General features: G+C 60.9%; 11 protein-coding genes and 2 tRNA genes. 7 read left to right on the top strand and 6 right to left on the bottom strand.

The genetic code is table 11. The annotated features are described in order from the left end of the window. Positions 1 to 15: 15 nt before the first annotated feature. Complete coding sequence (locus tag AC1DY9_RS05090; RefSeq protein ID WP_457280749.1) at positions 16 to 1107, top strand: phosphotransferase; 1092 nt, start codon at positions 16 to 18, stop codon at positions 1105 to 1107. Between the two features lie 49 nt (positions 1108 to 1156). Next, positions 1157 to 2416, top strand: a complete 1260-nt coding sequence (locus AC1DY9_RS05085; protein ID WP_457280748.1) for an acyl-CoA dehydrogenase family protein — start codon at positions 1157 to 1159, stop codon at positions 2414 to 2416. Between the two features lie 90 nt (positions 2417 to 2506). Here AC1DY9_RS05085 and AC1DY9_RS05080 read toward each other — a convergent pair whose 3' ends face one another. After that, entirely contained in the window at positions 2507 to 3193 is a 687-nt protein-coding gene (locus AC1DY9_RS05080) for a hypothetical protein (protein ID WP_457280747.1), read from the bottom strand. Positions 3194 to 3249: 56 nt separating this feature from the next. Between AC1DY9_RS05080 and AC1DY9_RS05075 the strand changes: the two genes are divergently transcribed. Beyond that, the gene (locus tag AC1DY9_RS05075; protein ID WP_457280746.1) at positions 3250 to 3954 is read left to right on the top strand and encodes a glutathione binding-like protein; all 705 of its coding nucleotides are present in this window, start codon (positions 3250 to 3252) and stop codon (positions 3952 to 3954) included. Between the two features lie 362 nt (positions 3955 to 4316). Here the strand turns inward: AC1DY9_RS05075 and AC1DY9_RS05070 are convergent. Continuing rightward, positions 4317 to 4393: transfer RNA gene (locus AC1DY9_RS05070), tRNA-Arg, on the bottom strand. A gap of 239 nt (positions 4394 to 4632) precedes the next feature. Here AC1DY9_RS05070 and AC1DY9_RS05065 point away from each other — a divergent pair. Then, positions 4633 to 5076, top strand: coding sequence for a response regulator (locus AC1DY9_RS05065; RefSeq protein WP_457280745.1), 444 nt, complete (start codon positions 4633 to 4635; stop codon positions 5074 to 5076). Between the two features lie 116 nt (positions 5077 to 5192). On the opposite strand, the gene AC1DY9_RS05060 is transcribed toward AC1DY9_RS05065, so the two are convergent. Further along, positions 5193 to 5269 (bottom strand) — tRNA-Pro (locus AC1DY9_RS05060). A 155-nt stretch (positions 5270 to 5424) separates the two neighbouring features. On the opposite strand from AC1DY9_RS05060, the gene AC1DY9_RS05055 reads away from it, so the two are divergent. Continuing rightward, positions 5425 to 5811, top strand: coding sequence for a DUF488 domain-containing protein (locus tag AC1DY9_RS05055; protein ID WP_457280744.1), 387 nt, complete (start codon positions 5425 to 5427; stop codon positions 5809 to 5811). A gap of 108 nt (positions 5812 to 5919) precedes the next feature. On the opposite strand, the gene boxB is transcribed toward AC1DY9_RS05055, so the two are convergent. The 3 genes from boxB to AC1DY9_RS05040 form a co-directional block, all read right to left on the bottom strand. Next, the gene (gene boxB / locus AC1DY9_RS05050; RefSeq protein ID WP_457280743.1) at positions 5920 to 7344 is read right to left on the bottom strand and encodes a benzoyl-CoA 2,3-epoxidase subunit BoxB; all 1425 of its coding nucleotides are present in this window, start codon (positions 7342 to 7344) and stop codon (positions 5920 to 5922) included. Positions 7345 to 7472: 128 nt separating this feature from the next. Then, positions 7473 to 9176, bottom strand: coding sequence for a 2,3-epoxybenzoyl-CoA dihydrolase (boxC, locus tag AC1DY9_RS05045; protein WP_477665944.1), 1704 nt, complete (start codon positions 9174 to 9176; stop codon positions 7473 to 7475). A 13-nt stretch (positions 9177 to 9189) separates the two neighbouring features. Further along, positions 9190 to 10086: a helix-turn-helix transcriptional regulator gene (locus AC1DY9_RS05040; RefSeq protein ID WP_477665943.1), complete on the bottom strand. Its 897-nt coding sequence runs from the start codon at positions 10084 to 10086 to the stop codon at positions 9190 to 9192. A gap of 134 nt (positions 10087 to 10220) precedes the next feature. Here AC1DY9_RS05040 and AC1DY9_RS05035 point away from each other — a divergent pair, with 134 nt between their 5' ends. Both AC1DY9_RS05035 and AC1DY9_RS05030 read left to right on the top strand, forming a co-directional pair. Beyond that, positions 10221 to 10712: a flavodoxin domain-containing protein gene (locus tag AC1DY9_RS05035; protein ID WP_457280740.1), complete on the top strand. Its 492-nt coding sequence runs from the start codon at positions 10221 to 10223 to the stop codon at positions 10710 to 10712. Positions 10713 to 10808: 96 nt separating this feature from the next. Continuing rightward, the gene (locus AC1DY9_RS05030; RefSeq protein WP_457280739.1) at positions 10809 to 12386 is read left to right on the top strand and encodes a benzoate-CoA ligase family protein; all 1578 of its coding nucleotides are present in this window, start codon (positions 10809 to 10811) and stop codon (positions 12384 to 12386) included. Positions 12387 to 12547 lie beyond the last annotated feature (161 nt).

The raw sequence follows: 12547 nt of genomic DNA, 5'->3' as shown, positions 1-12547 counted from the left end.
ACAACACGTTTGAGCATGAGCAATTTCGATCACTTTGTCGGTACACGGGCTGTTTCGGGTGGGCACGCTTTTGATCTCGAAGCCCTTGCCGCTTATCTCGACAAGCACCTGCCTGGCTTCCAGGGCCCGCTGACCGCGGAAATCTTCAAAGGCGGCCAGTCCAATCCGACCTACAAGCTGATCACGCCCACCGCTTCTTATGTGATGCGCGCCAAGCCGGGACCGGTGGCCAAATTGCTGCCGTCGGCCCATGCGGTGGAACGCGAATTCAAGGTCATGCAGGGGCTGCAGGGTACCGACGTGCCGGTGCCCAGGATGTATTGCCTCTGCGAAGACGAATCCGTGATCGGCCGCGCTTTCTATGTGATGGAGTTCGTCGAGGGCCGCGTGCTGTGGGACCAGTCACTTCCCGGCATGACCAACGCCCAGCGCGGCGAGATCTACAACGAGATGAACCGCGTGGTCGCCGCACTGCACAAGGTGAAGTTTGCCGAGCGAGGCCTGGCCGACTACGGCAAGCCCGGCAACTACTTTGAACGCCAGATCGGCCGCTGGAGCAAGCAGTACGCCGCATCCATCACCCAGCCTATCGCCGAGATGGACAGCCTGATGCAGTGGCTGCCGGCCAACATCCCGGCCAGTGCGCGCGACGATAGCATGGTGTCCGTCGTGCATGGCGACTTCCGGCTGGACAACCTGCTCTTTCACCCCACCGAGCCACGCGTGCTGGCGGTGCTTGACTGGGAGCTCTCCACCCTGGGCCATCCACTGGCCGACTTCAGCTACCACTGCATGGCCTGGCACATCCCGCCGGGCGCTTTCCGCGGCATTGGTGGGCTCGATGTCGTCAGCCTGGGCATTCCCACCGAATCCGACTACATACGCCTTTACTGCGAGCGCACCGGGCTGGCCACGCCCGAGGCGCTCAAGGCCGACTGGAACTTCTACATGGCCTACAACCTGTTTCGCATCGCGGCCATTCTGCAAGGCATTGCCAAGCGCGTCGAGGCCGGCACGGCCTCCAGCGCCCAGGCCGTCAGCTCGGCCGCCGGCGCGCCGCTGCTGGCGAAGATGGCATGGGGCTTTGCCCTGAAAAGCCAGGGCTGAACGACCGCTGTCTCATAACAACATCGCCTCACATCTTTCTGGAGATTTCATGGACTTCAACTACACCCCAAAAGTACAGGAACTGCGGGCGCGCCTGCTCAAGTTCATGGACGAGCATGTTTACCCCAATGAGGCCCGCTTTTTCCGCGAAATCGCCGAGAACCGTGCCAAGGGCAATGCCTGGATCCCGACCAGGCTGGTCGAGGAGCTCAAACCCAAGGCGCGTGCCGCCGGCCTGTGGAACCTGTTCTTGCCGCACTCGCCGCGCGCGCCTGAAGGTTTGTCCAACCTCGAATACGCGCCGCTGTGCGAAATCATGGGCCGCGTGCCTTTCGCGGCCGAGGTGTTCAATTGCTCGGCGCCCGACACCGGCAACATGGAAACCATCGCCCGCTACGGCTCCGAAGCCAACAAGGACCAGTGGCTGGATCCGCTGCTCAAGGGCGAGATCCGTTCTGCCTTCCTGATGACCGAGCCCGAGGTCGCCTCGTCTGATGCGACCAACATCCAGTGCCGTATCGAACGCGACGGCGACAACTACGTCCTCAACGGCCTCAAGTGGTGGTCATCCGGCGCGGGCGATCCGCGCTGTGCCATCTACATCGTCATGGGCAAAACCAACCCCGACGCCGGCCGCCACGAGCAACAATCCATGATCCTGGTGCCCGCCAACACGCCCGGCATCGAGGTCATCCGCCCTCTGTCGGTATTCGGCTATGACGACGCCCCGCACGGCCACATGGAAGTGCGACTGACCAATGTGCGCGTGCCCGCCGCCAATTTGATGCTGGGCGAAGGCCGTGGTTTCGAAATTGCCCAGGGGCGCCTTGGCCCCGGACGCATCCACCACTGCATGCGCAGCATCGGCATCGCCGAGCGTGCGCTGGAGTTGATGTGCAAACGCCTCAATACCCGCGTCGCCTTCGGCAAGCCCATCGCCAGCCAGTCGGTCTGGCACGAACGCATCGCCGAGGCCCGCTGCATGATCGAGCAGGCCCGCCTGCTGACGCTCAAAGCCGCCTACATGATGGACACCGTTGGGAACAAGGTTGCAAAGGCCGAGATCGCGATGATCAAGGTGGTGGCGCCCAACATGGCCTGCCAGATCATCGACTGGGCCATCCAGGCCCACGGCGGCGGCGGTGTGTCGGACGACTTCCCGCTGGCCTATGCCTACGCCAGCCAGCGCACCCTGCGCCTGGCCGACGGCCCGGACGAGGTGCATCGAGCTTCTCTGGCCAAGCTTGAGCTGGCCAAGCACTTGCTGATGCCCGGCGAAGTCGAGATGCCCATCACGCGTGGCGGCTGATACGCCCAAATTTTGCTATTAAATCAATAGCTACTCGCGCTCACCCCATACGGCTAAAGTGCCAATTTCACCCTGAAAATGGCAATGCGATCAGAGCGTGATGTCGTTGGACAGGCCTGCAATGGCCGATTCGCAGGCGCTCGTGAAGATCTGGGCCGCATGTTCCAGCGTCGGCATGTCGGCGGGGGTGTATTGCATGCGCAGGTAAGCCTTGCCGCGCAGAATCATCAGGATAAAAGGCACTTGCGCATCTGGTGATGGCTCCGGCCAGTTCATCAGCAAGTCGACCAGGTGGGTGTCCAGCCAGGCCTGCGCATGCACACGCTGGTCTGCCATGACTGCGTAGCGCTGCCAGAACGGCTTGGGCAGGCTTTCCCAACCTACTTCCGAATACATGGCCAGCCAGCGCACCTCTTCCGGCATGCTCAGGTCTGCGGTGGTCTGCAGGGTGTCGGTATAGGCCTGGTAAGCACGTTTTTCAAGTGAATCCTTCAGTGCCCGGTTCATGACCAGCACCGTGACGTCGTCGTTGACCTTGATCTCACCGCGGGCGCGGAGTTCTTCGCCGCGGATGTAGTCGCGCGAGGCCCGGCCACGCTCCATCTTCCAGGGTTTGCCACTCACGGAACCTTTCAGGGCGAAACCCTTGCCTTCCCCCAGGCCGGTATAAGAAAAGCCGCGGGTACCTGCCCACTCGGACACGGCATCGTCGGAGGCGCCGGCGTCGCCCGCATCCCCCTTACCCCCGACAAAGACTTTCTTCAACCGCTCAAACATGGTTTTGGCTTTTCTCTTAAAGTGCAGCAACCTCATGTTAGTCCAAGGAAGCGCCAATGATCAATGTTTACTCCTGGCCCACACCGAACGGCCACAAGGTCCACATCATGCTGGAAGAATGCGGACTGCAGCTGGACCGGGACTGGCGGGCGATTCCAGTCAATATCGGCACCGGCGACCAGTTCAAGCCCGAATTTCTGGCCATCAGCCCGAATAACAAGATTCCTGCGCTCGTTGACCCGGTCGGCCCCGACGGCAAGCCGATCCCGGTGTTTGAATCCGGCGCCATCCTGCTGTACCTTGCCGCAAAAACCGGCCAGTTTTTGCCAAAAAGCGACCGCCTCAAATTCCAGGTGCTGCAGTGGCTGATGTTCCAGATGGGCGGCGTCGGTCCCATGATCGGGCAAACCCACCATTTCCGGCAGTACGCGCCGGAGAAAATCGACTACGCCATCAACCGCTACACGAATGAAACGAAGCGGCTTTACGGCGTGATGGACAAGCAGCTTTCCACCCACAAGTTCATCGCCTGCGATGAATACACCATCGCCGACATCGCCATCTTCCCCTGGCTGCGCAATTGGCAAAACCACGGCATCGACTGGGCCGATTACCCGCACCTTAAAAAATGGTTTGACCTGATCAGCGACCGCCCCGCCGTGCAACGCGGCGTCAAAGTGCTGGCCGATCTGCGCAGACCCATCACCGACGACAAGGCGCGGGAAATCCTGTTTGGCAAGACGCAGTACGAAAAGCGTTGAGCTCAGGCGGCGATCCGATACCAGGAGCGTTGTCCCCCGATTTGGGATCAGATCGCGTAGCGAGAACGCGTCGGCAAGTCCGAGCCGCACCGGAAGAACCAGAGCCGGTAAGTGAGGATAAAAGCGCATCGAGCTGACGCCCAGACAAGAAAATCGGCCGATAGCAAGCGTAGCGAGGGCCCGCCAGCAAAGCCAAACCGTACCGCAGCGTTGCCCCCAAATTTGGGATCAGATCGCGTAGCGAGAACGCGTCAGCAAGTCCGAGCCGCACCGGAAGAACCGGAACGTACTTCAGGTACGTGAGGATTCTGAGGAGCGCATCGGGCTTGATCACGCGTTCGCAGTAGCGAGATGGCCCAAATTGGCCTGCCCGGAGGGGATCGAACCCCCGACCCTCAGCTTAGAAGGCTGATGCTCTATCCAACTGAGCTACGGGCAGTCTGTATGTGTGTCAGCGCGGCGGAGCCGCAAACGTGCGAACTGAAGGATTCAGTTCGTCGCGAATCATACCTTCAAACGCCTGCCGGATACCCCGGGCAACAGGGTCGGACATGTCCGGCACGCGGTGATTCGGACTCAGTGGTTTGTTGTGGTTCTCACACACCGCAATGACTCACCTATGGCTGGCTCCCTGTCAGGGGTATATTGTCTACACGAAAGAAACGCAAAGGCACGCACATGACCCGACCAATCCTGCTGCTGGTGGAAGACAACCCTGCCCATGTCGAGCTCACCATGGTGACGTTGCAGGAAAACGGTGCGGACCATGAAATCATCGTTGCCCGCGACGGCTCGGAAGCCCTGGAATACCTTTTCTGCGAAGGTGCTTACAGCAACCGGACCAACGACCATCCGCCCGAACTCGTCATGCTGGACCTGAATTTACCCGGCCTCAGCGGGCTGGAAGTCATGCAGCGCATGCGGGCCGACCCCCGCACCTTCTTTGTACCCGTCATCCTCCTGACGTCCGAATCCAAATATTCCCCGGTGGTGAAAGAGCTCCAGGGCGGGCTCAACAGCTACGTTCGCAAGCCGCTGCACTTTCGGGATTTTCAGGAAAAACTGGAACAGGTGCGCGAATACTGGCGCACATCCAACTTTGGGTCCTTGCTCAAGCCCTGAAAACGCCGCCGTTGGTGGGCCTGAGGTCCTGAGGACTGCCAAGGCCGGACTGGCGAGACGCCTCCGCAAACAGGCATGAAAAAGCCCACATAGGTGGGCTTTTTGCTGGGAATTTTTGGTCGGAGTACAAGGATTCGAACCTTGGACCCCCTGGTCCCAAACCAGGTGCGCTACCAGACTGCGCCACACTCCGACAAGTCCAAGATTATAGCCCGAACTTGACTCACTTTCACGCACGGCCCCAACTTTTCTCCACGCTACGGGGGCCAGCACGTTCCATAAGGCTGGCAGTACCCGCGGGCGCTTCCAAACAAAGCCTGCCAAAATCGCACCCCAAAGGAGACTGCCATGGCCATCAAGATCGTGAGGCTGGGTACGACACGCACCGCTGGCGAGGGACTGCGCATAGGCACGGTGCGCCGGCCACCGCGCGGTATACCCAAAACGGAGTTTGCATCCGGTAACTGGTATGACGTGTGGTACCCCAATTTGGCGCCCAGCGTGGAAACCATGAAACTGGGCCAGTCGGTTAACTCCGACAAGGACTGGGCAGCCTTCAGCAAGAAATACCGGGCTGAAATGAACGAACCAGATGCCAGCCGCAACCTGGACTTGCTCGCGGCGCTGTCGCACCAGACGAATTTCGCGATGGGTTGCTACTGCGAGAACGAGGCGCGTTGCCACCGCTCGCTACTGCGGGACCTCCTCAAGGAGCGCGGCGGCAGGATTGGTTAGCCCCCACGGTTGCTCACTGCGTGTAGCGTCCTGCCCCCCGAGGGGGCCGCTGCGCCTGCGGTCTGGCAAAGCCAGTCCCGCGGCCCCGACTTGGCTTAAACCACACCCTTAGAGTTTGACGTATTCATACTCAAGTGGATTCGCGTTAATGCCGCGATCAGGCGGCGCGATCCAGGCCGCCATCTTGCCGGGCTCGGTCACGCGGTTCATCAGGCTTTTCACAAACGCCGTGTCGGCCGGCGTGGGTAGCCACTGGTCTTTTTTCGCCTCGAAATCGGCGGCGCTGATCGGATTGCCCAGCGGATCGGTGAAGTTGCCGGCCCAAGCGCCGACTTCGCGACGGAAACGCGTCGAGGGCAGGGTCAGCTCAAAGTCTACACCCGCGCGCTTGATGCCCATGTTCCAGCGCGTCACGCCGACATTGCAGTCCTTGACGTATTCGAGCCGCGTGATTTCATTCATGCCGTTGCGGGTTGAAATCGTCTCGTTTTTAGTACCGCCCTGCCCGTTCGGCACAACGATGCTCATCTCGGTTTCGAGCTCCACGTGGTCGGCGAACTTGGCTTCGTCCGGCCGGCCCTTGATGCCATTGCTGAAGTAGTTGGCGGCGTTGGACGACGCTTCCGAGCCGAACAGGTCCAGCGAAGAGGTGAACCAGAAGTTCATGAATTTTTGCACCGTGGGCAGGTCAATCACGCCGGCTTTGCGCAGCGTGGCGACATCGTCGGTATCCAGCTCTTTCATCACCTCCAGCGTGCGCTTGATGACTCGGCCCACGCCGGTTTCACCCACAAACATGTGGTGGGCTTCTTCCGTCAGCATGAAGCGTGTGGTGCGGGCCAGCGGGTCGAAAGCGGATTCAGCGAATGACTTGAGCTGGAACTTGCCGTCACGGTCGGTGAAGTAGGTGAACATGAAGAAGGACAACCAGTTGTCCATGGGCTCATTGAAGGTGCCCAGGATGCGCGGCTTGTCGGCGTCTCCGCTGTGGCGCATCAACAGCTCTTCTGCTTCTTCACGGCCGTCGCGGCCAAAGTGCGCGTGCAGCAGATACACCATGGCCCAAAGGTGGCGGCCTTCCTCAACGTTGACCTGAAACAGGTTGCGCAGGTCATACAGCGAAGGCGCAGTGTGGCCCAGCAGGCGCTGCTGCTCGACCGAGGCCGGCTCGGTGTCGCCCTGCGTCACGATCAGGCGGCGGAAGGTCGAGCGATATTCGCCGGGCACGTCCTGCCAGACCTCTTCACCCATATGGTCGCCAAAGCCGATCTTGCGGCCCTCTTCCTTGTCGGCCAGGAAAATGCCCCACCGATAGTCGGGCATGGGCGTATAGCCGTAGCTGGCCCAGCCTGATGCATCCACACCGACAGCAGTGCGCAAATAGACTTCCTTGGCCTTGAAGTCGCTGGGGCCCATCTCGTCCCACCAGTTGAGAAAGGCGGGCTGCCAGTGCTCGAGCGCGCGTTGGAGCTGGCGGTTTTCGCCCAGGTGGACGTTGTTGGGGATGAGGGCTTGCAGATCTATTGAGCTCATGGCGTTCTTCCATCAAATAAGTTGCGAGGCGGCAGCAGCAATGTCAGTACCAGTGCCAGCGCGGAACCGGCTTTGCCGGGCCGCAGGTGGCGCCCCCTGGGGGGAGGCGCCGCAGGCGCTTCGGGGGGTTACACCCTCTTCCAGTCGAACTTGGCTTTCTTGCCCGTGCCGAAAAGTTTCAAGGCACCGTCCTCACCCACCGCATTCGGACGAATGAAAATCCAGTTCTGCCAGGCCGAGAGCCGCCCAAACACGCGCGTCTCCATCGTCTCTTTCCCCGGGAAGCGCAACGAGGCTTCCATGCCGGTCATGGCGTCGGGTGAGAGCGAGGCGCGCTCTTCCAGCATGATGCGGATCTCGTCTTCCCAGTCGATGTCATCGGGCGTCAAAGTCACAAGGCCCAGCGCCAGCGCCTGGTCGGCACGCAGCGGGCTGTCGCCGAGTTTTTGCAGCTGTGCAATGGTGGCATCGTCTTCGCAGAATCGGGTTTGCAGGCGTGTCAGGCCATTGACGGCGGGGAACCAGCCGAAGTTGGCCGGGCTCAGTTGCAGCGCAGGCGCGGCGTCTGGTGAATCGGGCAAGTCCAGCATGTAGATGCGGTCGCAGGCCAGGGCCAGCTCGTAGAAGGTGCCGGCAAAGCACGAACCCGCATCGACCAGCGCAATCAGCGAACGGCTGGTGACGTCCAGCCGGGCCAGGGTGCGGCGCAGCGCACCCGTGGTTTCCTTGACCAGCCAGTGGTCCTTCAGTTTGGCCAGCGTTTCGTCCATGCGGATCACCTGGCCGGCATCGCCTGTGGTCTTGATGACCCAGGTGCCGACTTCCAGTTCGTTGGTGCGCAGGTTGAGGATGGCGTCGTCCAGTTCGCGCTGCAATTTCAGCGGGTACCAGTTGGCGCCTGCGGCTTCGATGGCATCGGGCGTGGACTCAATGGCTGCGGCTGGCGCTTTTACCGTGATGGTGGCAATGCGCTTTTCGCGGTCGACCTGCGCGTTAACCAGGCTGTAGTGATAGCCGGCGTCATCAATAACTGCTTTCAGCGGTGTGAGCTCAATGCCTTTTGAGGCTGCAGCCCTTGTGGACTGTGCGCGAAGTGCTTCAATTTCTGTAGCAAGCAGATCGCCAAACTGCTGCGGCTTGGCGTGGGCGTCGATCAGTTTCCAGTCCTTGGCGCGGTCGGCGCGCACGCCGTCACTGGTCGTGCAGAAGATATCGGCCAGATCGCGGCGCACCTTGCGCTTGTCGGTCACGCGGGTCAGGCCGCCAGTGCCGGGCAACACGCCCAACAAGGGCACTTCAGGCAGGCTGACGGTGGAAGAGCGGTCGTCCACCATGATGATGCGGTCGCAGGCCAGGGCCAGCTCGTAGCCGCCGCCGGCACAGGCGCCGGTCACCGAGGCAATCGCCTTGAGGCCGTCATGGCGCGAGGAGTCTTCCAGGCCGTTGCGGGTTTCATTGGTGAATTTGCAGAAGTTGACCTTCCAGCCGTGCGTCGACAGGCCCAGCATGTAGATGTTGGCGCCCGAGCACCAGATCTTTTCCTTGCCCGACTCGAACACCACCACCTTGACGGCCGGGTGCTCAAAGCGCACACGGTTGATCGCGTCGTGCAGTTCGATGTCCACGCCGAGGTCGTAGCTGTTGAGCTTGAGCTTGTAGCCGGGCTTGATGCCACCGTCCTCGTTGATGTCCAGCTTCAGACGCGCGACGTCACCCTCCAAGCTCAGCGTCCAGTGCTGGTATTTGCTGGGGTGGGTGGAGAAACTCACGAGCTCGCGCTCCTGGCCTTCGATGACCTGTTTGAATAAAAGCGGTTCTGTCATGGCGTTCATGGGGTGTCTCCGGTTATGCCCGTTCGACGGTGTCGCGGACGGTTGTTTTGGGAACGGCGCGTTCCAGGTCTTTGAGGCTTTGTTTCAGTGTGCGCGCAGCGGTATCAACCACGGCGTCGGCGCGGGCATAGAGCGCTTCGCGGCTCGAAAGGATGCGGCGGATGTCTTCCATCGCCTCGTCGGTCGCGCCGCGGGTCGTGTCGAAAGGCCGCATGTCGCCCTGGGCCACCACGCGGGCCATGTGTTCTTCGGGGCTGGCTTTGAGCCAGACGCAGTAAAAACGGCTTTGCAGCAAATCGAAGGTTTCGCGCTCGCTCACGATGCTGCCGCCCGTGGTCATGACAACGCCATCCGGGTGGTCTTCGGCGATGCGGAACAGCGCGCGACGCTCATAGCGCCGGTAGCCGGCCTGCCCGTGCAGCAGCAAAATTTCGTTCATGCTGGTGCCGGCTTCGCGTTCAATCTCGCGGTCCAGCTCGATAAAAGGCACGCCACGCTCGGCCGCCAGCTGGCTGCCCAAGGTGGACTTGCCGGCGCCACGCAGGCCGATCAGCGCTACCCGCTGCTCGCGGCCCAGTGAGTCGCTGAGGCCGAAGGTGCTGCCAAGCAGGCTGTAGGCCTGGTCGAGCTGGGAGTCGTCCAGCCGTGTCAACAGGCCTTGCACACGGGCCAAAGCCGGCCGCGGCGCGTCTTGCAGCAGCTCAAGAATGGAAATGTTCAGCGCCCGGGCCGCAGCCTCCAGGGAATTGATCGAAACGTTGCCCTTACCGGTTTCCACATCGGCCAGAAAGCGTTCGCTCAGGCCAGAGTCCGACGCCAGCTGTTTGCGCGTCATGCCCCGGCGCGCGCGCCAGGCACGAACACGGGCGCCCAGTTCACTGAGCGTGGCTTTCGATTCCTGTTCGGACATGATTTCCAAGAAGCACCTGTGTAAAAAGTCGCCCTTTCAGGGCTTTGTCAGTTGCATTTCGTTTAAATTGCAGTATACTTCAGGTTAAATTGATGTCAAGCAGTTTATTGCATCTTTTATTTGGAGACTTCTTGATGAAACTCAAAATCCTTGTAGGTACCATGACCAGTACCGCCGACTATGTTGCACAGGCCATTCAAATGGATTGTGCCGACCTGGTCAGCGACATTGAGGTCGAACTGATGGACAACCTGGACATCAGCGTCTTTGATGCTTCGAAGGCGGAAGATGCACTTTATCTCATCTGCAGTTCCACCTACGGCTCCGGCGATGTGCCTGACAACGCCCGTGCCCTCTACGAATCATTGAGCGCCAACCCGCAATTCCTGGGGCATGTGCGCTACGGCGTTATCGCGCTCGGCGACCGCACCTATATGCAGACCTTCTGCTTCGGCGGCAAGAAGTTCGACGAACGCCTGACCGACCTGGGCGCCCAGCGCATCGGCGATATCTGGTGCCACGACGCCAGCAGCGGCACCATGCCCGAGACAGAAGGTACCGAGTGGTGCCGCCAGTGGCTCACCGGCGCACTGCAGACGCTGGGTGCCAGCCCGGCCACCGCTTGATCTGCATCATGAATTTATAAGAAATCGGCCCGTAGCGCTTGATGTGCGTGCGCAAGCAGCTACCAAAATAATAGCAAGAGCAATCTGGAGACAAGCATGCAAGCAAGCACCGCAGACCATTCGGCAAGCCCGCCACGGGTAACCATTCCGCGCAATTACAACGCCGCGCACGACCTGCTGCAGCGCAATGCCGGCCGTGCGGGCAAGGCCGCCTTCATCGATGCCACCACCGGCGAGGCGCTGACTTACGGCGAACTCACCGACCAGGCCCACCGTTTTGCCAACGCCTTGCGTGCCCAGGGAGTTGCCCCTGAAAGCCGCGTGTTGCTGGCCATGCTGGACACGCCGCAATGGCCCGTCGCTTTCCTTGGCTGCATTCTTGCGGGCGTGGTGCCCGTGGCGGCCAACACCCTGCTCACCCCTGCCGACTTCGAGTTCATGCTGCGCGACTCGCGGGCGCAAGGCCTTGTCGTCTCCAATGCCCTGCTCCCGGCCTTTGAGCCGCTGCTCGAGAAAATGGACACGCTGAAAACCGTGATCGTCGCCGGCATTGAAGAGTCCCCGTCATATCCAACGCTGGCCGGCGTCCTGCGTGCGCAACCAGCTACCAAAACCATAGCAGACACCTGCGCCGACGGCGTCTGCTTCTGGCTTTATTCCAGCGGCTCGACGGGTGCACCCAAAGGCACCGTACACCTGCACAGCCACCTGATCCAGACGGCCGAGCTGTATGGCCGCGGCGTGCTGGGCATCCGGGAAGACGACGTGGTGTATTCCGCCGCCAAGCTCTTTTTTGCCTACGGCCTGGGCAACGCGCTGACTTTCCCCATGAGTGTGGGTGCCACCACGGTGTTGCTGCCCGCGCGGCCCACGCCCGCTGACGTGTTTGCGTTGCTCAAAAAATACCAGCCCACGATTTTTTATGGCGTGCCCACTTTGTATGCGGCCCTGCTGGCCGATCCGGCCCGGCCGGCGAAGTCCGAGTTGCGCCTGCGCGTGTGCACCAGCGCCGGGGAAGCCCTGCCCGCTGAAATCGGGAAAAAATGGACTGCGCAATACGACTGCGAAATCCTGGATGGCATCGGCTCCACCGAGATGTTGCACATCTTTTTAAGCAACCGTCCCGGCCAGGTGCGCTACGGCACAACCGGCCAGGCCGTGCCGGGTTACGGGCTGCGCATCATCGGCGACGACGGGCGTGAATGCGCCGACGGGGAAATCGGAGAGCTGCAGATCAGCGGGCCCAGCGCGGCCATCATGTACTGGAACAACCGCGCCAAAACCAAAGCCACCTTTGCCGGCGAATGGACCAAGAGCGGAGACAAGTACACCCGCGACGCTGATGGCTACTACACCTACGGCGGACGCAGCGACGACATGCTCAAGGTCGGCGGCATTTACGTCTCGCCGTTTGAAGTCGAAGCCTGCTTGATGACGCACCCCGCCGTACTGGAAGTGGCGGTGATAGGCGTGGCCGACGCCGACGAACTCGTCAAGCCCAAGGCCTATGTGGTGCTCAAGGTCGGGCAGGCCGCCACCGTGGACGAACTGAAGGCCCATGTGAAGCTGCAGCTTGCACCTTACAAATACCCGCGCTGGATTGAATTTGTGAACGAGCTGCCCAAGACGGCCACCGGCAAGATCCAGCGCTTCAAGCTGCGCCAGCCGCACTGACATGGAAAACCCCGGGAAGCAGGCATCCGGAAAATACCCTGCGCCGGAGGGTCAGAAAATGCGCGAATCGGGCACGGGTATTGCTTTAGGCATAAACAATTTAATCTTCAATCTCGGGTTTTACACTAGGGCTGCATACACAACGCACGCTTACTATTCGT

The sequence above is a fragment of the Polaromonas sp. P1_F6 genome (assembly GCF_056405695.1).
This window is presented reverse-complemented; position numbering and strand designations above follow the sequence as displayed.